Raw genomic sequence first — 21,011 nt, 5'->3', positions numbered from 1 at the left:
TCCCCCTTTATGATTGTGTTTTTTTCCTCTCTACCTTTTCAAACATAGAAACATTGATTAATATTCCCATTGCTAAAGATAGAATGATTATAGATGTACCGCCATAGCTTATAAAAGGTAACGTTACACCGGTTAACGGGATTAACCCAGTTACACCCCCAAGATTTATAAACGATTGCCAGCCTATCCAGCTCGCAATACCTGCCGCAATCATGCGTGCCATTGGATCCTTTGTTCGCAAAGCAATAGAAAAACCTTTATACACGATAAACCCTAAACCAGTCAGGACGATTAAAACTCCCCATATCCCTAATTCTTCCATAATTATAGCCATAATAAAATCTGTTTGTGGTTCAGGTAGGTACCCTAATTTTTGAATGGATTGACCAAGTCCTCTTCCTTCTAAGCCGCCTCCACCAATTGCATAATAGCTATTGGCCACTTGGTGACCACTACCATTTTCATATTCGAACGGGTTTAAATAAGATAAAATTCGCCCTTTTCGGTTATCAGTTAATAGTTCACCCTTGAATAACAAAAGTATGCCAAGGATTGCAGCACCGAATGCCGCCAATACACCAAAAAATTTCCAAAAGGTTTTAAAGGGAATACCACTGGAAGCTACGACGGATACGGCAATACCACATAAAATAATAACTGCCCCTAAATCTGTTTCAAATGCAACACCAGCCACTACTAGAATCCATAGAAAAATGGGATAAAAGATTTCCGTCGGTTGAAGTTTTTCAAATGTATATTTTTGTGATTTGCGATAAAAAGCAGCTGCAAAATATAAAATTATAAATAGTTTTGCATATTCAGATGGCTGAAAGTTTCCTAAACCAGGCACACGTATCCAACTTTGTGACCCTACATCTTCTGCACCATGCCCTGCTACCTTTAGCCAAGTAAATAGAACAGCTAATATGATAGTAAGTATCATCATAATATTCTTATTCGCATAATGCTTATAAGGGAAAAATGCTGCCACAATAAAACCTAAAGAGGCAACTATTAAATTGGTGATTTGCTTTTGGTAAAAGTAATCAGGCGCTTCTCCTTCACGTACAATAGCTACCATCATACTTGAACTATAAATCATAATTAATCCAAATAAGCTCAATAATAGGACAGTAAAAAATAAGGGGTAATCAAAATTTTGTGCATATCGTTTTAAGTATTGTTTCATCTGAAAAACCTCGTTCTAGTAAAAAAACTCAAAGCGCAAAAAAGCGTTTGAGTTTTTTCTTTTTATTTGTCTGTATACGCATCGTGTAGTACAGAAAGTTCTTTCTCGAGTGAATCGAGAATTTCCTTGCCTTTTTCACGTTCAATCAGACCTAGCTTCACAGCAAAATCAATTTCACGAGACAGGCCGAACATTTGTGTATCTAATACTTCCTCATATAAAGGGCATTGTGGCATTGTTAAATGATCCATTTGTACTCGAATAAGGCGAGCAATCTTATCTGCATCAGCAATTAAAAGCTCCAAAGCCTTTTCTTGAAAAGAAGTTTGTGATTTCGTATCCATGAGGACGCCCCCATTATCTGATATTTCTTCGATTCTATCTTAATAAAGTTTATCTTTTAGTCGTTAAAAATGCAAGTGTCTTCATTGGAAAATACCGAATTCCAATTTTATTTCTTTATTATTTTTAGGCATTAGCGTTATACTATGTCATGGATATACAAGATTTGAGGAGGATTTCTATCATGGAAACAATAATTCCTATCAAGGGCGCAGTATCATATCAATTAACATTAGATCCCACTGTTTGGATTTTCGATGACCGTAAATTAGATTTAAAAACATATTTCACGACACAAGATGTTGAGGAAGATTCAGACATCAAATATATGCGTGAAGTTGGTGCTCACTGGTCTCGTGAGATTATGGAAGGAGCTACATTTCCACCTACATTAAAATCAGAGCGTAAATTTGACCGTAAAGGAATGGAAACAGGCACATTTGGTATTGAATTAGGTCATTTCTTGAAAAATGCTGAAATTAAACCTGAAGCAACAAAGATTATCTTTGAATGTGAAAATGGTCAGGAATATCCTTTTTCTATTGAAGAAGCCTATAAACTTATTTTAAAATATAGCCAAGATGGCAAACCACTCTTAGAGGATGGTCCTATCCATGTATTAATGAGAGATGGTTCAAATCTTGACAATCCTATTAAAAACGTATTAGCCATTCGCGCTGAATAGGGGGGAATGCAATGCGCGTAAAATGCGTAATTTGCGATACGATTCAAAATATAGACGATAATTTACCTTTAGCTAAAAAATTACGTAATCGTCCAATCCATACTTATATGTGTGACAATTGCCATGATCGTATTAAAGAAAATACGGTTGCACGTTTAGAAACAGGTAATTTCCGTTTTTATAGAACTTCACCACAAATGGATAAAGAATTTTAATGTATAAAACCAAAAAGAGGTGCCTCCCATAGGAGACACCTCTTTACTATATTAGCCATTATTTTTAATAACCGACTTTTCTATCAACTCAACCACCTGATACATAATCGTTGCAAAAAATGCAATGATAAGCAAGGACATGAGCACAAGGTTAAAATTAAACACTTGGAAGCCGTAGATAATTAAATAGCCAAGACCTTTAGAGGCAACTAAAAACTCACCAACAATAACCCCAACCCACGATAGTCCCACATTCACCTTCAAGGTTGAAATTATGGTCGGAAAGGATGCTGGTAAGATGACTTCTCGAAAGATTTGCCACCTAGTTGCACCGAATGTTTGTAGGACTTTACTGTAATTCGGATCAACACCTTTAAAGGCCGTATATACTACGATGGTCGTAATAATAATGGAAATTAAAGCCCCCATCGCAATGATGGAAAAATAACCCGGGCCTAGTGCAACAATAAGAATAGGTCCTAGCGCCACTTTTGGCATCGCATTTAAAATAACTAAATAAGGGTCGAGTACCTTCGATAGAAATGGTGACCACCACAATAGGATAGCTATGAGCGTCCCCAGTAAAGTCCCAGCAATAAAGCCAATAACCGTTTCCATTAATGTCACACCAACATGCAATGTTAAAGTTCCATCAATTACTTTTTCGATAAATGTATGCCAAACTTGTGTCGGTGAACTAAAAATTAAACGGTCAATCCATTCTAATCTAGAAAGCAGCTCCCAACCTCCAAAGAAAAGAAGCAGAATAATAAGCTGATATAGCCGTACAAAGCGTTTTTCTTTTTTCAGCATTTGCTGATATTGTTTAAATAATGTGTTATCCAAGGCTCTCCAGCTCCTTCCAAATGATTTGGAATACATCTGCATAGGTCGGATGCTGTCTTACCTCAAACGGTGACAATTCACGAAGTTCTTCAGGTATTTCAAACACTTTATGCAATGTCCCTGGATTGGCAGAAAATAAAAAGACACGCTCACTCATAGCTATTGCCTCTCCAATATCATGTGTCACAAGAACTGCTGTCTTTCTATAGGTCTTTAATGTTTCTACAACTAAATCCTCAAGCTTTAATTTCGATTGATAATCAAGAGCTGAAAATGGTTCATCTAACAATAAAATTTTAGGATTTACTGCTAAGGTGCGAGCAAGTGCCACACGTTGTCTCATACCCCCTGATAATTCTCGTGGATAGTTGTTTCCCACATTTGGTAATCCTACTTCTTGCAAAAGAGCATTGGCCGTTACTTTATGCGTATTATTGCTTCGCTCCATAATTTTTAAACCAATAGTAACGTTTTCTTCAATCGTTTTCCACGGAAATAAATAGTCCTGCTGAAGCATATAGCCAATGCTTGATTGATTATATGCCGATAGTTCCTCACCATCTATATAGACCTTGCCTTCTGTTGCTGGAAACAAACCAGCGATTATTGATAATAACGTCGTTTTGCCACAGCCACTAGGCCCGATAAACGACACAAACTCTCCTTCACGAATGGCCAAGCTAATATCACGTAATACTTCCTTTGCCTGGGTGCTTGAAAAATAACTATGGTGAATATTCTCTAGCTGTAAAAATTCCATTACTCAGCAGCCTTTTTAGCAAAAGTTGTGTTCACAAGTTTTTCATACTCCACACGTTGAGGAAGTTCACCTGCTTCCTCCATTATTGTTTGCAAGTTATCCCACTCCCCCTCATCGAGGATTGGGTCTGTTGCATAAGAGCCTTGTGCTTTATAACGCTCGATTACTGTTTCAATAATCGCAACATCTACATTTTCAAAATAAGGTTGAATAATTTTTGCCACTTCAGCGGCACTCTCTTGCTGTACAAAATCCTGTGCTCGCTGCAAGGCATTTGTAAAGGCTTGAACTGTCTTCTTATCATCCTTTAAATAACTGCTTTTCGCCATAAAGGACGTATAAGGCAAATTACCAGACTCAGTGCCAAAAGATGCTACAATATAGCCTTTCCCCTCTTTTTCAAATACGCTAGCTGTTGGTTCAAATAGCTGCACATAATCACCAGTACCCGAGGCAAAAGCTGTAGCAATATTCGCAAAATCAATATTTTGTATAAGGGTTAAATCATTAACAGGGTCAATGCCATGCTTCTTCAACACGAATTCCCCTGCCATTTGCGGCATTCCGCCTTTACGCTGCCCTAAAAATGTAGAATCCTTCAATTGATCCCATGAAAATTTATTTATTTTTTCCCTTGCAACTAAAAAAGTACCGTCAGTTTGGGTTAACTGAGCAAAATTCTGAATGGGATCATTCGCCCCTTGTAATGTGACGTAAATGGAAGTTTCTGACCCGACTAAAGCAATATCAATACCATCTGACAGCAATGCCGTCATAGTTTTATCGCCACCAGCTATCGTTTGTAGCTCTACAGAAAGACCCTCATCCTTGAAGAATCCTTTTTCAAGCGCTACATATTGAGGTGCATAAAAAATCGAACGAGTTACTTCTCCAACTTTGACTTTTTCTAGCTCTGCTTTATTACATGCTGTCAAAGAAAGGAGTAACAAAGCAATGACACCTATTAGAAAACCTTTTGTAAGCCAACGCATTCCCTTTCCTCCTTGATGTGATGAAAATAAGCCTATCGACATTAACTTATTCACATCTGAAGAATTCGGTGCCAACCATTTTATATTGATTTTGTAATTGTGTAGCATTAGGTATGCAATAGGATTTTTTTGAAGAAGTTTTTAGTTATATAAAAAAACAGCCTTAGCAATTACTGTGCTAAGGCTGTTTGATAAACGATTAAAGCTCTAAATATATAATACGTACTGCCTTTTATTGATTGGCAGCTTGTTGCTCTTCTCTTTTTTCACGCCATAATCTTGTTTTATAAACAATTAAAATTAAGGCGGCTACAATCAAGCCCTCAATCATTGGCAAGAATAGAGCGAAGAATGTTAGCATGATACAACCCAAAAAGAGGAACGCATAAATAATAATGTTTTGAGATAGTTTTAATTTCTTGGCAAAGCCAAGCTTATAGACAATGGCAGAAAGTGCAAATACAAGAAGAAATACAACATAGCCTGCAATTTCATAGCTTGGTAAATTTTCGTATAAAAATCTAGTTATACCCGCCATTCTTCCAAAAACTCTTGTTGTTTCCTCGGAACTTGTCTGTGCAGCAACTTGAATAACATTTAGTTCACCCAATAAAGCGGACTTAATATCCAAGACTCCTCTTCCTTTCATGTCAGCGAAAATTATTGTTCTGCGTTACGTAATTTTTTCGCTGCTTTCTCACGTTCATTTTTATCTAGAATTTTTTTACGCAGACGAATAGATTCTGGTGTAATTTCTAAATACTCATCATCACCTAAGTATTCAAGCGCTTCTTCTAAAGATAAAATACGTGGTTTTTTAATAACATTCGTTTGGTCTTTATTTGCTGAACGAATGTTTGTTTTTTGTTTCATTTTAGTGATGTTTACAGTGATATCAGCGTCACGAGTATTTTCTCCAACGATCATACCTTCGTAAATATCTGTACCTGGCTCCAAGAACAGTGTACCACGATCTTCAATTTGCATCATACCATAAGTTGTTGATTTACCAGTTTCCATAGAAACTAGCACACCTTGGTGACGTCCACCAATTTTACCTGGTAGTAATGGTTGGTAGCAATCAAACGTATGGTTGATAATACCAAAACCTTTTGTCATTGACATGAATTCAGTCGTATAACCGATCAAACCACGAGCCGGTACTAAGAACGTTAAACGAACTTGACCACTGCCGTTATTCACCATATCAAGCATTTCACCTTTACGTGTACCAATAGATTCAATAATTGAACCAACATTTTCTTCCGGTACATCGATTTGAACGCGCTCAAATGGTTCACATTTTACACCATCGATTTCACGCACGATTACTTGTGGTTTTGATACTTGTAATTCAAAACCTTCACGACGCATATTTTCGATAAGGATCGATAGGTGAAGCTCACCACGACCTGAAACTGTCCAAGCATCTGGAGAGTCAGTATCTTCAACTCGTAATGATACGTCCGTTTGTAATTGAGCACGTAAACGCTCTTCTACTTTACGAGATGTAACCCATTTCCCTTCACGACCTGCAAATGGAGAGTTGTTTACTAAGAATGTCATTTGTAAAGTTGGTTCATCGATACGTAATGGCGTAAGCGCTTCTTGATGCTCAACAGGACAAACTGTTTCACCTACGTTGATATCTTCCATACCAGAAACGGCGATTAAATCACCAGCTTTTGCTGTCTCTACTTCTTCACGTTTTAAACCGAAGAAACCAAAGATCTTCGTTACACGGAAGTTTTTCACTGTACCATCTAATTTCATCAGTGCAACTTGTTGACCTACAGAAATTGTTCCACGGAATACGCGGCCAATTCCGATACGTCCAACGAAGTCATTATAGTCAAGTAAAGCTACTTGGAATTGTAATGGGTCTTCTGAGTTATCAACTGGTGCTGGGATAGATTCAATAACTTTTTCAAATAGACATTTCATATTTTCTTCTTGTTTAGATGGATCAGCGTCTAAAGAAGCTGTACCATTTACACCTGAAGCATAGACTACAGGGAAGTCTAATTGATCGTCATCTGCACCTAGCTCGATAAATAATTCAAGTACTTCATCTACTACTTCTAGTGGACGAGCTGAGTCTTTGTCTACTTTATTAACAACAACGATTGGTGTTAGACGTTGTTCTAATGCTTTTTTTAATACGAAACGTGTTTGAGGCATACAACCTTCATACGCATCGACAACTAGTAAAACGCCGTCTACCATTTTTAAAATACGTTCTACCTCACCACCAAAGTCAGCGTGTCCAGGCGTATCAAGGATGTTGATACGAGTTCCTTCATAGTTTACTGCTGTATTTTTAGCTAAAATCGTAATACCACGTTCGCGTTCAATATCATTAGAGTCCATTGCACGTTCTTCAACACGTTCGTTTGAACGGAATGTACCTGATTGTTTTAGTAATTGGTCGACTAAGGTAGTTTTACCATGGTCAACGTGGGCGATTATTGCGATATTGCGAAGATCTTGACGTAAGTTTGTCATTATTCCACTCCATATTCTTTTTTCGAATGTTTAACTGTGATATTATAGCACAAGAAGGATAGAAATGTCCTTATTAGAATTTCCATCATTCTAAAAAATATATTTGATTGATAAATTTTTTATATAGGAGGCTAGGCTATGAATCGTGCAAAATTCGTAATGGCTATTTATGCATTAGCAGCTGTTTTAGCAATGTGTTCAATTGGCTATTCAGTGGCGGCTAGTAGTGTACTTGGTGCAATAGCAGGTATTGTCGCTACTTGTGTCATTTTCATGACAGCCTTTAAAATGAAGCGTAAACTACGTATGCAAGGTTTACTTTAGTTAAAAAAAGGAGCTGTCTAGTAACTAGACGGCTCCTTTTTATTCATAAGGTACAATATATTTTTCCAATAATTCTCTATGAATGGAAGGATTAGCGATAATAAAAGTGTCTTGATGCAAGAAGTCAAAGCCCTCTCCATGCAAATTTGTGGCAATGGCCCCAACCTCTTGAGCAATAATGGTACCACCTGCTATATCCCACGGTGATAGGCGCATGGAAACGTAAGCATCCAACTTCCCACTAACAACAAATGCGATTTCCATACAAGCTGAGCCATAGGAACGCGTGCCCCTAACTTTGCGGACCATTTCAATGACCTTTTCATGATGAATATGTCGATTAGGTGCTACCCAATGTGCATTGATGCCGATGACTGATTCCTCCATCGTAACGGATTGAAGTTTCCGCAATGGAGAATCGTTATACCATGCGCCTTGGCCTTCAATCGCATAAAATAAATCTTCACGCATGACATCAAATATGTACCCTAACTTGCCTACCCCATTAATAAAAATACCTATTGAAATCATAAAGTGACGATGTTGTTTGACAAAATTCATTGTGCCATCTATTGGATCAATAATCCAAACTACACCATCTAATGACTCTACCTTTTCTCCCATTCCTTCTTCGCCTAAAATTTTGTGGGCTGGATTAAAAGCTTTAATTTGGTCGATAAAAAATAACTCAGTCTCTCGGTCAATATTTGTTACCAGGTCATTGGCACCTGATTTTGTCTCAATGACTAAATTATACGAGAAGGCTTTTCGAATACGCCTTCCAGCTTCAAAGATTATACTTTTCGCAAATTCATCTATTTGTTGTAAATCCAATTAAAACCCACCCTTCGAATATAAGAAAAAGCCTTTTCTTTCCTCACTCTTTATTCATTTAGTTTCATCTGTTCCATCTCTTTACAATGTCTTTATAGCGATATAAAACATGAATTTCGAGAATTACTGAAATTCATTTCGCTTAATATAGTATCTATTTTACCCTTTGTCACAATAAAAATCACCTGCTGTCGGAATATTCAGCAAGTGATTTTTTAAATGGGTATAAGATTTTGATTACGCATAGGCGTGCAAGCTTTCAAGTTCCATCTGGATTTCTCCAAGACGTTTTTTACTTTTTTCAATTTCAATTTCGTTTTTTTCATTCATCGCTGCAAACAGCGAAGCTAATTCATAATCTAATTCCAATTGTAAAATGTGTTCATATTGCTTTTCAATGTCAACTTTACGTATAATTTTTACGATTGGTTTCATAAAAACACTTCCTTTTTTAAATTTTTTTACAAAAACTTTTCTAATTCGATATAGTTCTTGTTATAAGATTTTTTCCCAAAATCAGCGTAAAATAAACCTTATAAAACGAAAGGAGTAAAATAAAATTGCCTAAAATAAAGTGGACAAACAAAGATTTTAATGTTTTTAAAATAGACGGTTTAGAACAAAGGATGAATGCATTAAACGATCATGTACGCCCAAAATTCCATCAGCTTGGTGATGATTTTGCCACCTATTTCTCAAGCCAGCTAGGTGAAGAATTCTTTCCTCATGTTGCCAAACACGCTCGAAGAACTGTCAACCCTCCACAAGATAGTTGGGTTGCCTTCGCCCCGTATAAAAGAGGTTATAAATCATTGCCTCACTTTCAGATTGGTCTATGGCACTCACATTTATTCATCGTCTTAGCTATTATTTATGAAGCTCCTCAAAAAAATGTAATGGCAGAACGTTTACTCGCTCATCCATCCTTATTTGAGCAGCTATCTGATGACTTTATTGTGTCTGGTGATCATATGTCCCCAGAGGCCATTTCACTTGAAGAGGCAAAAGAAGACAAGCTTAAGGAATTGCTCTTACGTCTGCGAGATGTAAAAAAAGGTGAGTTTTTAATTGGTCGCCATATTCCAAAAGACCAAGCAACAAAATTAACTGCCAGTGAATTCCACCAGTTAACGGAACAAACATTCAACAGCCTGCTACCTTTTTACAATGTCATCGTTGGGAAGGACCTAAAATAAGCTTTAACCTAATGTTATTTGTTGAAGTAGTGTATGCCAAATGTCGTTTTTTAACACCCTAAAATAAAAAGCAGATGTGAGTTTTTCTCACATCCGCTTTCTTATCGATTTTTTTTAGGGACTATTTTTATAATTGTACCATCTGCGGCTTCTTTTGTTTGTTTAACAACAGGATAGCTAATATAGCCACTCGCTTCTTCAAATTCACGAAAGATTGTTTTTTCCTCAGCCTGTGAAGGAACAATTTCCTTAAAGCGGCGATATTTAGCCATCATAACCTCACGCTTGATGCCCTTTTCATGAGCTTGTTCAATTCCTTCAAAAAATTGAACAACATCCACAATCTCCTCTGTAGACCAATCTGTTGAAAACGGATAAGAATATTCCATTCGACAAAACCACCTTTACATTATTGCCCCCATTTTAACCGGATACTTTCCGCTTCTGCAACCATTCGATTGATTAATTCCTCAACGGTTGGAATATCATGAATCATCCCTGTTACTTGTCCAGCCCAACCAAAGCCTTGCTTTTGTTCACCATCATAAATAAAACGCTTATTCGCTGAACCACTTATATATTCCTTTAACGCTTCATAGGTTGGCTCTTTTTTCTCAATATCTAAAATTTTTGCCGTAAACTCATTTCGTAAAGCACGAGCAGGTGCACCAATAGAACGTTTTATAATCGTTGTATCAGCCTCTGTGCTTGCTATTAGTGCCTCTTTATAAGCTGCAGAAGCATCAACACATTCTTTAGTTGCAATAAAGCGAGTACCCATTTCAATTCCTTCAGCTCCCAATGCATGGGCAGCCATCCAGCCTCGGCCATCGCCAATTCCCCCTGAAGCAATAACTGGGATTTTTACACTATCAACAACCTGTGGGACGAGCACCATCGTACCTACATCATCTCTTCCAAGATGTCCGCCACCCTCTTGTCCAACAACCATTACAGCATCTGCTCCAAGCTGCTCAGCTTTTTGTGCTTGTCTACGTGCAGCTACCAGTACCATTTTTTTTATATCTGTACCTGCTAATAAATCAAAAATGGGTGCAGGATTACCTCCAGTCATCGTCACAACAGGTACTTCTTCTTCCACTGCAACGAGAACCATTTCCTCATAGCCTGTACCATGCATACCAATAGCAAAGTTTACGCCAAAAGGCTTATCTGTTAATGTTCGTACTTTATGAATCTCTGCTCGCAATAAGTCAGGGCTTCGTAAACTCATTGCTGTTATTTGACCTAACCCTCCAGCATTCGACACTGCTGCAGCTAAATCAGCATAGGCTAAATACGCTAAACCACCTTGAATAATTGGGTATTTTACTTGTAAAAGCTCTGTCACCCGTGTATTCCAACTCATAATACCTCCCCTTTCATTCGGTATTAATTTCTCGATATCCTTAAAAAATCCTTTTATTTTTTATGAAAAGTCTATTTTTTCGTGTCGTTAGGTGCTATAATTCATTTGTTTTCTTAGATAATTAAAAGTGAGGTGGTACCTGCGTTGTCACAACTAGAGACTCCATTGTTCGACGTATTACTTAAACATCGGAACAGACATCCCATTCAGTTCCATATTCCAGGCCATAAGAAAGGGCAAGGGATGGACCCTGCTTTCCGAGAATTCGTCGGCGACAACGTTTTATCAATTGATTTAATTAATATTGCTCCACTAGACGATTTACATTCACCAAAGGGTGCTATTAAAGAAGCGCAAAATCTTGCAGCAGAAGCTTTTGGTGCTGATCATACATTCTTTTCCGTTCAAGGTACTAGTGGCGCCATCATGACGATGATTCTGACCGTCGTTGGTCCAGGCGATAAGATTCTAGTGCCACGGAATGTCCATAAATCTATTATGTCGGCGATCGTTTTCGCTGGTGCCATTCCTATTTTTATTCATCCTGAAGTCGATAGTGAATACGGGATTTCTCATGGCATATCCCCTGAAGCTGTCGAAAAAGCGTTAAATGCTTATCCTGATACAAAAGCTGTGCTAGTTATTAATCCAACTTATTATGGCTTCACAGCAGATTTAAAACGTATTGTCGAAATCACTCATAGCCGTGATATACCTGTAGTAGTAGATGAAGCCCATGGTGTACACATTAAATTCCATGATGACCTTCCTTATTCAGCAATGGAGGCAGGTGCTGACATGGCTGCTACAAGTGTTCATAAGCTTGGTGGTTCAATGACACAAACATCCATTTTGAATGTTCGAGAAGGACTCGTTTCAGCAAAACGTGTACAAGCTGTTTTTTCTATGCTAACAACGACATCAACATCCTATCCATTGCTCGCTTCCCTTGACACAGCTCGACGTCAATTAGCGATTCATGGATATGATTTAATTGACGATGCACTACGTTTAGCAAAGGATGCACGTAAACGAATTAACCAAATCCCACATTTAAAATGTGCGGGCAAAGAGAAATTACATTCATCTGCTACTTATGATATGGACCCTTTAAAGCTTCTTATAAGTGTCAAAGATTTGGGTATTTCTGGGCATCGAGCGGAGGAATGGTTACGTTATAATGCCAATATCGAAGTAGAATTGTCTGACCTTTATAATATTTTATGCTTAGTGACATTAGGAGATACGAAAAAAGAAATTAATCTTTTAGTAAATGCATTATCTCGTATGTCAAAAGCATTTGATTCGGAAGCTGCTATCACAGAGGCTGTAGTTAATGTCCCTGATATTCCAGCGCTTGCTATGTCACCCCGTGATGCTTTTTATGCTGATACTGAGGTAGTTCCACTTGCTGAAGCAGATAACTGTATTTGTGCAGAATTTATTATGGTATATCCTCCTGGAATTCCAATTTTTATTCCCGGGGAAATAATTACTCAAGAAAATATACTTTATATTCAAATGAATATTGAGGCGGGGTTACCAGTTCAAGGACCAGAGGATACAACATTAAAAACGATTCGTGTTATAAAAGAAAGAAAACCTATTATTTAATCTTAAAAGCTAGCTCTTCAAGGAGAGCTAGCTTTTTCATTATTTATAAAAAGCAGAGGTTGCGATCGCTAAAATCGGAAAGGCTAACCACCAAGAATGCCATAAAAAAGTCGCCAACTATTTTATTCAGTTCATCTAAGGAAATTTGAAACAGTTCACTTTACTTAATGAAATTATCTATATCAGGATAACCTTTTCCTAATTTCTATTTAGACACAACCTGCGGTGAAATCTGTCAGTACTCTGCCACTTCATCCTGAGTATAGTGATGTTGTTCCCTTAATTTCTGTAAACAATTTTCCAAATCACTCATAAAATTTACCTCCTAATTATTATTACATAATAGATCACAACTAACTTAGAAGCCAGAATTTATTATTAGCTTTTATAAGCTAAAAGTTAGAATAACGAATGCACATTATCTACAATATAGAAAAGGAGGAATGGATTCATGAATACATGGAATCGACGTTTTCTAGGATCTGAATACGTTTATGGTGAACAACCAAATGCCTTTATTAAAGATTATGTAAATTATTTAAAAGAATGCCCTAATATCGCAGCCTATGCAGAAGGTGAAGGACGCAATGCTGTTTTTTTAGCCTCAATGGGCCATACTGTCACTGCCTATGATTATGCACAAAGTGGTCTTACGAAAACAGAACAATTAGCACAGAAACATCATGTGTCAGTTCAAACTATGCTAACTGATCTACTACTGGATGACCTACCTGTGGAGAAATATGATGCGGCTATTATGATTTTTGGTCATTTTCAATTACAACAACAGCAGGCTGTCATCCAAAAGATTATCGATTCAGTCAAGCAAGGCGGGCGGATCATGATGGAATTATATTCTATTTATCAGCTCCCCTATGCGTCTGGTGGTCCACAGCAGCTCGATTTTTTATATGACCCCATTCATGTCCTGCAATGGTGTCAGCCTCACAAAATTATCCATTTTTTCACAGGAGAGCAAATACGCCATGAAGGGACGTTACACACTGGACTAGCCCATACTATTCAATTCATTATTGAGAAAAAATAAATGAGTTGTCTCAAACCATTTGAGACAACTCCTAAAATGAGAATTCTTTATAAAAATAAATACACAAATAATGGACAGAAAAAAGCCCCAATAATAGCCGTTAGGCCCATCGATAATGAACCAACTGATAATTCCTGTTCTCCATATTCCCTTAATTTCACAAGTCCTACACCATGAGAGGCACTCCCCACTGCGACCCCTCTACTAACCGCCGAGTCGATTTTGCCATATTTAATAACTAATGGGCCTATAATAGCCCCTACAAACCCTGCTATCATCACAAAAACAGCTGTTAATGGCGGGATACCACCGATTGTTTCGCTGACCTGCATCCCAACAGGCGTTGTTAGAGATTTAGGCAAGGCTGTCAGCATCCAGCTAGATTTTACACCAATCGATCTTAACAATAAAAAAATAGTTATTAATCCTGTCACCATGCCGATGATGAGTCCTGATAAAATAGAATATTTATATTTGATAATAATTGCCCGCTGATTATAAAGAGGATAGGCAAGTGCAACTACAGCTGGCCCAAGCATTTTCTGAAGCCATTCTCCACCTACCATATATGTAGCATAGGGGATTTTAAAAACTAGTAAAATCACTGCACTAACGACGGTAGTCGTAACTAAAGGAATCATAATAGGATGTGGATATCGCTGATAAAGCTTCGTAAATAATATGAACATAATAATAGTGCTCAGGACAACAATTGCTTCAATCAACCGTTAACTCACCCTTCCCTTCTTCAACAATAGATTCTGTTCCTTCTTTTTTCTTTAATTCTTTCTTCTCAATTATTTGCGTCAGTAAACCTGTGACATAAATAGAGATTAATGTACTAGCAATAACGGCTAGAATTATAAGCAAGCCAGTAATTGACATGAGTTCTGGGTAATCAATAACACCCACTGTTGCCGGTATGAAAAACAACGTTAAAACGCCAATTAAAAAACTTGCGCCATCTTGAATATATTCAACCTTAATGATTTTAAAAATGAGTGAAAGTACCAATAACAGTAATCCAATGACACTCCCTGGAAGCGGTATGTGTAAATAAGTAACAATCCCTACCCCCATATAATAAAAAATGGTCAGTATGCCAATTTGAAAAATGATTCGAGCAACTCGCAACAAAATTGTAGCAAAATTTTCGTTCAACATTTCGCCACTTTTCACCCCCTATATCGTTCATTCTACATCTGTAGGAATTTTCTGTCTATTGTAATTTTAGAAAAATAATAATCAGTTACAAAAAGACTAAAAATGATTCTAAGTTTTTACATATACAATTTTTAATCGATATTTAGGGTGAATTGTCACTAAGGACTATTCAAATAGCTTTTTTTACCAATGAAAAATATCCTCTATTCATCCCCTTTTCTTTAATCACTAGCTAGCAAATTCCAGAATTTTTATATATAATCTGAAATTACAAAAGATACTCATTTTTCAAACAATCATATAAGTCTCCAGAATACACAATAAGGTGGGATCTTCTATTATCTTTAAAACATTAAAACTTCAAACTCGCATTTCTTATTACAGCAGCTTTTTAATATTTCTTATTGTCACTTTAGCTGGTCTACTCTTCTACATAACAATTTCTGATGCACTGCAAACACAAATTGGTAATCGAGCGCTTTATTTGGCGGAAACAACTGCTAGTAGGGGCGACGTAATAGAAGCCTTTCACACCGACAACCCATCAGAAAGTCTGCAAAAAATTAGCAATGATATTATGGTTGCTGCAAAAGCTACTTATGTTGTAATCGGTGATAAAAATGGCATTCGCTACACCCACCCTCTCGCCGACCGTATTGGCAAATCCATGGTAGGTGATGATAATGACAAAGCATTGATCAACGGTGAATCTTATATTTCAATCGCCGATGGTTCAATGGGACAATCTATACGTGGGAAAGCGCCTATCTTTGATACGAATGGAGCGATTTTAGGCGTTGTGTCAATTGGCTATTTAACAAGTGAATTGGATAACTTATATTTTTTATACTTGGATAACATTTTTTATACAATCATTATTGCACTCACCATCGGTATTATTGGCTCTATTATTTTATCCCGTAATATTAAAAAGCAAATTTTTAATCTGGAGCCAAATGAAATTGCTAATCTATTAACAGAAAAAAATACTTTAATAGAATCAGTACGTGAAGCTATTATTACGATCAACGATAAAGGCAAAATTACAACATTAAACAATGCCGCCGCCAATATCTTAAATTTACCCGATTCTGCTTCGATTATTGGACATAATATTAAGCAACATATCCCAAATACACACCTACTAAATGTATTAATGAATGGTGAGAAACAGCTTGATAAATTAATGATTATCAACGGTGATGAAATTATCGTTAACCGTGTTCCTATGAGAGTGAATGGTAAAATTGTCGGTGCTGTAGCAAGTTTCCGGCTACAATCAGAAATTGAGCAAATGGCGATTGAATTATCACAAGTAAAACAATATACAGAAGCTTTACGTGCACAAACACATGAGTTTAATAATATCCTTTATACCATTTCTGGTCTTATTCAATTAAATGCATCCGATGAAGCTTTAACAATTATTCATAATGAGGTACAAGGACATTCGTCGTTAACACAATTTATTACAAATCGTGTAAAAGACCCATTCTTAAATGGTTTAATTATCGGATTTTTTAATCGTGCTCGTGAATTAAAGATTCAACTAATATTTGATGAGGATAGTTATTTAGAAACCTTCCCTGAAAATATCGAAAAAGGCCTTATTATTTCGATTATGGGCAATTTACTAACCAATGCTTTTGAGGAGGTCGAAAGAAATAAGGAGCAACAGCCAATTGTAAGGCTTTTTATCTTTGATAATGGAGAGGAAATCATCTTTGAGGTCGAGGATTCTGGTAATGGCATAGCACAAGAAAAACTAGATGTATTATTCTCAGAAAATATCTCAACTAAAGATAGGAAGCATCGAGGCTATGGGTTAAAGAAAGTAATTTCTAGCATCCATGATTTAAACGGCACACTCGCTCTTGGGGAAGGCGATTTAGGAGGTGCCCTATTTATCATATCTATTAGTAAAAGGGGGACTATTAACAATGACTGATATTGAAGTGCTAGTAATTGAAGACGATGTACGTGTAGCAGACGTACATCGTCGTTTTTTAGAGAAAATTGAAGGATTTACAGTAATTGCGTGTGCAAATACTGGAGAAGAAGCTTTAGATTGGCTTCAATCATTTGCACCACAGCTAATATTACTCGATGTATTTTTACCAGATATACTTGGTGTGGATCTAATTGATAAAATCAAAAAAATGAGCCCAACCAGTAGCATTATTTTGATTACCGCAGCCACGGAGGCTCATATTGTACAAAAAGCGTATCGTAAAAATGTTACTGACTATATTTTAAAGCCATTTACATTCGATCAACTAAAAGAAAGTATAGAAAAATTCCGTTTCAAGCATCTACTCCTGCAAAATAATGAGAAATTTACACAAGAAAAAATTCAATGCCTTTGGCCCAAAACTGCTTCATCCATCCCAGAGGATACACAGCTACTATTACCAAAGGGCATTGATCTAACAACGATGAATCATGTCATCAACTATTTAAGCACAAGGAAAGATGGTAGTACAGCTGAACTGTTAGGAAAAAATATTGGTGTTAGTCGTTCCACTGCTCGCCGCTATTTAGAATTTTTAGTCACACAAAAGCAGGCCTATATCGAACTAACTTATGGCACAGTTGGTCGTCCTGAACGGCGATACTTTATTTTCTCATAAACTTTATGAACAAAATGACGTTAATCCACAATATCACCACAATATTTTCACAATTCTGATATAAGTTATAGTTATGATAGTGCTCGAATGATAGCGCTATCATTTTATTTTTAAGGGGGATTTTTATGTGGAGGAAGATTTCAAAAGTTATGATAGCTGGCTTACTATTTACTAGTTTAGTTGGCTGTTCATCATCAAATGGAGAAACAGCAGAAGGAAAAAAAGCAAATAATTATCCGAAAAGTAATATTACCATTGTTGCTCCATCAGGGGCGGGGGGTGGTTGGGATTTAACAGCTCGTGCAGTAGCAAAAACGATGAATGATACAGGTTTAATTAATAAATCAATTCAAGTTGAAAACAAGCCAGGCGGCGGTGGTGCTGCCTTTATGGCAACATTTGCTACAAAGGAAGCAAGCAATGATTATATGTTAATGGTTAAATCACCGCCAATTCTTATTAATCATGAAAAAGCTGAAGGAAATAGTAAATTTGGCTACAAGGACACTACACCCTTAGCACAATTAACGCGTGACTATGGTGCAATTGTTGTTAAGAAGGATTCTCCATTCCAAACGCTTGAAGATGTATTAAATGCTATAAAAGATTCGCCAAAAGATGTTACTTTAGCAGGTGGCTCTGCACCGGGCTCTATGGATCATCTAGTAGGAATTATTCCTGCCTATAAAGCTGGCTTAGACTTAAAAACAATTAAATACGTTTCTTACGATGGTGGTGGTGAAGCTGTAACCGCGTTACTAGGCGGCAACGCTGATGTCATTGCAACAGATGCTTCGACAATTGCTACTTATGTTAAATCAGGAGATGTGCGTGTATTAGCCGTAAGTTCCTCTGAACGTTTAGAAGGTGAGCTAGCAGAAGTTCCTACATTTAAAGAGGCTGGTATTGATGAAGAATTTACTATTTGGCGTGGTATTTTTGGTCCGAAAAATATGAGTGAAGATGCGGTTACCTACTGGTCTGAAAAATTACAAGCAATGGCTGAATCAGAAGAATGGCAAGCTGAGGTGTCACGTAATGGCTGGCAAGCTGAATACCGCAATGCTGAGGATTTTACAACTTACCTAGACAATCAGAATAAAATCATCGTAGAACTATTGACAGCTCTTGGTATGCAAAAGTAAAGAATAGCCTGTGTCGAAAAAGAGCACAAGTATTTCCATCCAATAAGATTTACTTGTGCAACCTTAAATTATTATCAACGGAGGTGTATAACGATTGAATTACACATTTGATAAAACATTTAGCATTATCCTCTTAGCTGTTAGCATTTTATTTATCTTTCAAGCAACGCAAATTTCTGATAGTGCTTATGGATCTACAGTCGGTCCTAAAATATTTCCACTAGGTTTAGGTATTATTTTAGGTTTATTAAGTCTTCAACTATTTTATGAATCATGGAAAAATGCTGTAAGGGAGAGAATTACAGGAGGACCAACTGCACCTTCTAAAACCTCATCTACTGAGCTCAAGAAATTTTTAATCATTTTTGTTAGTGCGATTGCCTATGTATTCTTCCTAGAAAAAATAGGCTATGTGATCACAACGTTTTTATTTTTATGTATTAGCTTCCAAACGATGGAACGAGCTAAGCTTATTTATTCCATTATTATTGCCGCTGGATTTTCATTGGGTGTCTATTATTTATTTACAAGTTTACTAGGAGGTTCATTGCCTAGTTTCCCAACTTTTTAATGTAAAGGAGTGAACATATGTCGACATTGCAATTTTTAGCTGATGGATTTGCTATTGCCCTTCAATGGCAAAATCTTTTATTCGCTCTTGTTGGTGTCATAATTGGAACAGCAGTTGGTGTCCTTCCTGGCATAGGTCCAATGAGCGGCGTTGCTTTATTAATCCCAGTAACCGCAACCATTACAGCGGGATTACCTACGGAGGCCGCCGCTACAAGCTCAATTATTTTACTTGCAGGGGTTTATTATGGAGCCATGTATGGTGGTTCTACCACTTCGATTTTATTAAATACACCTGGTGAATCCTCATCAGTTGTTACTACATTGGATGGCTACCAAATGGCTAAGCAAGGACGTGCTGGAAGTGCTCTTTCTATTGCAGCAATTGGTTCCTTTTGTGCTGGGGTTATAGCATTACTTGGTCTAATACTATTAGCGAATCCATTATCAAAATTAGCCCTTAAATTTGGACCAGCAGAATACTTTTCATTAATGTTACTAGGGCTTGCTGCAGTAAGTGGACTTGCAGGCCGCTCTATTACAAAAGCTTTAATTATGACTGCCTTAGGACTTATGCTCGGTACAGTTGGCATTGATGCTGTATCCGGAATCGAACGCTTTACATTTGGTCAACCTATGCTGTTCTCAGGTATTGAATTTTTAACAATTGCCGTTGGTTTATTTGCGTTAGGAGAAGTATTTAAAACGATACTTGAAAGAGATGAGGAAGATGGTCAATTAGCAAAAATTAATCGTGTATTACCAACAAAGCAGGATTTAAAAGAAAGCGCTATCCCTATCGCTCGCGGTTCACTACTAGGATTTTTCATTGGCGTTTTACCTGGCGCAGGCGCAACACTTGCCTCATTCTTTTCTTATATTACCGAAAAGAAATTCAGTAAAACACCTGAGAAGTTTGGAAAAGGCCATATTGCCGGTGTTGCTGGACCTGAATCAGCGAACAATGCTGCATCAGGAGGCGCAATGATTCCATTGCTAACATTAGGTATTCCTGGTTCAGGTACAACTGCTATTTTAATGGGTGCACTTATTATGTATAATATTCAGCCAGGTCCATTATTATTTGATGAGCATCCTCAAGTTGCTTGGGGATTAATTGCCAGTATGTTTATAGGAAACTTTATGTTATTAGCCTTAAACATGCCTCTCGTTCGTATTTTTGCAAAAATCATAGAAACTCCGAAAAAATATTTATTGCCCATTATTGTTGCGATTTCAATTTTTGGTGTGTATGCAGTACAATTCGCCACTTTTGATTTATTTTTATTATTAGCTTGTGGTGTGCTCGGTTATCTATTTGCTAAAAATGACTATCCAGTAGCACCTTTAGTACTAGCACTTGTCCTAGGACCGATGATTGAAAATAATATGCGCCGTGCATTAACTATTTCTAATGGTGATTTTTCTATTTTTATAGTAAAGCCTTTATCATTACTATTTTTAATAGCTGCTATTGCTTGGTTACTTATACCACTATTCATGAAAATGCGTGGTAAAAATGTTCTGATTAACGAAGAAGGATAATCCATAAAATCCACTACACATTCTATTAATGAAAGTAT

Annotated in this window: 24 protein-coding genes; 11 read left to right on the top strand and 13 right to left on the bottom strand. The window is 36.9% G+C overall.

What is annotated here, in order from left to right; all coding sequences use genetic code 11:
• Positions 1 to 7: 7 nt before the first annotated feature.
• The gene (locus ACE1MS_RS04130) at positions 8 to 1,189 is read right to left on the bottom strand and encodes an FtsW/RodA/SpoVE family cell cycle protein (protein WP_012293120.1); all 1,182 of its coding nucleotides are present in this window, start codon (positions 1,187 to 1,189) and stop codon (positions 8 to 10) included.
• 62 nt (positions 1,190 to 1,251) lie between these two features.
• Positions 1,252 to 1,533 (bottom strand): YlaN family protein, encoded by a 282-nt coding sequence (locus ACE1MS_RS04125; RefSeq protein WP_012293119.1) that lies wholly within the window; start codon positions 1,531 to 1,533, stop codon positions 1,252 to 1,254.
• A 182-nt stretch (positions 1,534 to 1,715) separates the two neighbouring features.
• On the opposite strand from ACE1MS_RS04125, the gene ACE1MS_RS04120 reads away from it, so the two are divergent.
• Both ACE1MS_RS04120 and ACE1MS_RS04115 read left to right on the top strand, forming a co-directional pair.
• On the top strand, positions 1,716 to 2,216 hold the full coding sequence (locus ACE1MS_RS04120; RefSeq protein WP_012293118.1) for a hypothetical protein: 501 nt from the start codon (positions 1,716 to 1,718) through the stop codon (positions 2,214 to 2,216).
• A gap of 11 nt (positions 2,217 to 2,227) precedes the next feature.
• Positions 2,228 to 2,431 carry a YlaI family protein gene (locus tag ACE1MS_RS04115; protein WP_012293117.1) on the top strand — a complete coding sequence of 68 codons (204 nt, stop codon included), beginning with the start codon at positions 2,228 to 2,230 and terminating at the stop codon, positions 2,429 to 2,431.
• Positions 2,432 to 2,482: 51 nt separating this feature from the next.
• Here ACE1MS_RS04115 and ACE1MS_RS04110 read toward each other — a convergent pair whose 3' ends face one another.
• The 5 genes from ACE1MS_RS04110 to typA form a co-directional block, all read right to left on the bottom strand.
• Entirely contained in the window at positions 2,483 to 3,277 is a 795-nt protein-coding gene (locus tag ACE1MS_RS04110) for an ABC transporter permease (protein WP_012293116.1), read from the bottom strand.
• The gene (locus tag ACE1MS_RS04105) at positions 3,270 to 4,037 is read right to left on the bottom strand and encodes an ABC transporter ATP-binding protein (RefSeq protein ID WP_036214891.1); all 768 of its coding nucleotides are present in this window, start codon (positions 4,035 to 4,037) and stop codon (positions 3,270 to 3,272) included. Before ACE1MS_RS04105 ends, ACE1MS_RS04110 begins: the two co-directional genes overlap by 8 nt.
• Positions 4,037 to 5,029 (bottom strand): ABC transporter substrate-binding protein, encoded by a 993-nt coding sequence (locus tag ACE1MS_RS04100; protein WP_036160924.1) that lies wholly within the window; start codon positions 5,027 to 5,029, stop codon positions 4,037 to 4,039. The genes ACE1MS_RS04105 and ACE1MS_RS04100 overlap by 1 nt, the downstream gene beginning before the upstream one ends.
• A gap of 232 nt (positions 5,030 to 5,261) precedes the next feature.
• Positions 5,262 to 5,660, bottom strand: coding sequence for a YlaH-like family protein (locus tag ACE1MS_RS04095; RefSeq protein WP_031418888.1), 399 nt, complete (start codon positions 5,658 to 5,660; stop codon positions 5,262 to 5,264).
• Positions 5,661 to 5,689: 29 nt separating this feature from the next.
• Positions 5,690 to 7,534 (bottom strand): translational GTPase TypA, encoded by a 1,845-nt coding sequence (gene typA, locus ACE1MS_RS04090; protein WP_008173982.1) that lies wholly within the window; start codon positions 7,532 to 7,534, stop codon positions 5,690 to 5,692.
• A 138-nt stretch (positions 7,535 to 7,672) separates the two neighbouring features.
• Here typA and ACE1MS_RS04085 point away from each other — a divergent pair, with 138 nt between their 5' ends.
• Positions 7,673 to 7,858, top strand: a complete 186-nt coding sequence (locus ACE1MS_RS04085) for a DUF5325 family protein (protein ID WP_012293112.1) — start codon at positions 7,673 to 7,675, stop codon at positions 7,856 to 7,858.
• A gap of 39 nt (positions 7,859 to 7,897) precedes the next feature.
• Here the strand turns inward: ACE1MS_RS04085 and ACE1MS_RS04080 are convergent, their stop codons facing one another.
• Together ACE1MS_RS04080 and ACE1MS_RS04075 are read right to left on the bottom strand one after the other, a co-directional pair.
• Entirely contained in the window at positions 7,898 to 8,692 is a 795-nt protein-coding gene (locus ACE1MS_RS04080) for an inositol monophosphatase family protein (protein ID WP_012293111.1), read from the bottom strand.
• A 237-nt stretch (positions 8,693 to 8,929) separates the two neighbouring features.
• A complete protein-coding gene (locus ACE1MS_RS04075) occupies positions 8,930 to 9,127 on the bottom strand; it encodes a hypothetical protein (RefSeq protein ID WP_012293110.1) in 198 nt (65 codons plus the stop codon).
• A gap of 125 nt (positions 9,128 to 9,252) precedes the next feature.
• Between ACE1MS_RS04075 and ACE1MS_RS04070 the strand changes: the two genes are divergently transcribed.
• A complete protein-coding gene (locus ACE1MS_RS04070; protein ID WP_031418885.1) occupies positions 9,253 to 9,888 on the top strand; it encodes a YktB family protein in 636 nt (211 codons plus the stop codon).
• Between the two features lie 101 nt (positions 9,889 to 9,989).
• Here ACE1MS_RS04070 and ACE1MS_RS04065 read toward each other — a convergent pair whose 3' ends face one another.
• The gene (locus ACE1MS_RS04065) at positions 9,990 to 10,277 is read right to left on the bottom strand and encodes a UPF0223 family protein (protein WP_012293108.1); all 288 of its coding nucleotides are present in this window, start codon (positions 10,275 to 10,277) and stop codon (positions 9,990 to 9,992) included.
• Positions 10,278 to 10,297: 20 nt separating this feature from the next.
• Positions 10,298 to 11,257, bottom strand: a complete 960-nt coding sequence (locus tag ACE1MS_RS04060; RefSeq protein WP_031418882.1) for an NAD(P)H-dependent flavin oxidoreductase — start codon at positions 11,255 to 11,257, stop codon at positions 10,298 to 10,300.
• Between the two features lie 144 nt (positions 11,258 to 11,401).
• On the opposite strand from ACE1MS_RS04060, the gene ACE1MS_RS04055 reads away from it, so the two are divergent.
• On the top strand, positions 11,402 to 12,871 hold the full coding sequence (locus ACE1MS_RS04055; RefSeq protein WP_031418880.1) for an aminotransferase class I/II-fold pyridoxal phosphate-dependent enzyme: 1,470 nt from the start codon (positions 11,402 to 11,404) through the stop codon (positions 12,869 to 12,871).
• Positions 12,872 to 13,322: 451 nt separating this feature from the next.
• Positions 13,323 to 13,919, top strand: a complete 597-nt coding sequence (locus ACE1MS_RS04050) for a class I SAM-dependent methyltransferase (protein ID WP_036167338.1) — start codon at positions 13,323 to 13,325, stop codon at positions 13,917 to 13,919.
• A gap of 47 nt (positions 13,920 to 13,966) precedes the next feature.
• On the opposite strand, the gene ACE1MS_RS04045 is transcribed toward ACE1MS_RS04050, so the two are convergent.
• Together ACE1MS_RS04045 and ACE1MS_RS04040 are read right to left on the bottom strand one after the other, a co-directional pair.
• A complete protein-coding gene (locus tag ACE1MS_RS04045; RefSeq protein ID WP_012293104.1) occupies positions 13,967 to 14,644 on the bottom strand; it encodes an LrgB family protein in 678 nt (225 codons plus the stop codon).
• On the bottom strand, positions 14,637 to 15,083 hold the full coding sequence (locus ACE1MS_RS04040; protein WP_031418876.1) for a CidA/LrgA family protein: 447 nt from the start codon (positions 15,081 to 15,083) through the stop codon (positions 14,637 to 14,639). Before ACE1MS_RS04040 ends, ACE1MS_RS04045 begins: the two co-directional genes overlap by 8 nt.
• A gap of 325 nt (positions 15,084 to 15,408) precedes the next feature.
• On the opposite strand from ACE1MS_RS04040, the gene ACE1MS_RS04035 reads away from it, so the two are divergent.
• The 5 genes from ACE1MS_RS04035 (at position 15,409) to ACE1MS_RS04015 (ending at position 20,973) form a co-directional block, all read left to right on the top strand.
• Positions 15,409 to 17,031 (top strand): ATP-binding protein, encoded by a 1,623-nt coding sequence (locus ACE1MS_RS04035; protein WP_230586121.1) that lies wholly within the window; start codon positions 15,409 to 15,411, stop codon positions 17,029 to 17,031.
• Entirely contained in the window at positions 17,024 to 17,713 is a 690-nt protein-coding gene (locus ACE1MS_RS04030) for a response regulator (protein WP_012293101.1), read from the top strand. Before ACE1MS_RS04035 ends, ACE1MS_RS04030 begins: the two co-directional genes overlap by 8 nt.
• Positions 17,714 to 17,838: 125 nt before the next feature.
• Positions 17,839 to 18,858, top strand: coding sequence for a tripartite tricarboxylate transporter substrate binding protein (locus tag ACE1MS_RS04025; protein WP_031418871.1), 1,020 nt, complete (start codon positions 17,839 to 17,841; stop codon positions 18,856 to 18,858).
• Positions 18,859 to 18,952: 94 nt separating this feature from the next.
• Positions 18,953 to 19,429 carry a tripartite tricarboxylate transporter TctB family protein gene (locus tag ACE1MS_RS04020; RefSeq protein WP_012293099.1) on the top strand — a complete coding sequence of 159 codons (477 nt, stop codon included), beginning with the start codon at positions 18,953 to 18,955 and terminating at the stop codon, positions 19,427 to 19,429.
• Between the two features lie 17 nt (positions 19,430 to 19,446).
• Positions 19,447 to 20,973 (top strand): tripartite tricarboxylate transporter permease, encoded by a 1,527-nt coding sequence (locus ACE1MS_RS04015; RefSeq protein ID WP_012293098.1) that lies wholly within the window; start codon positions 19,447 to 19,449, stop codon positions 20,971 to 20,973.
• Positions 20,974 to 21,011 lie beyond the last annotated feature (38 nt).

The sequence above is a fragment of the Lysinibacillus sp. fkY74-1 genome (genome assembly GCF_053165895.1).
This window is presented reverse-complemented; position numbering and strand designations above follow the sequence as displayed.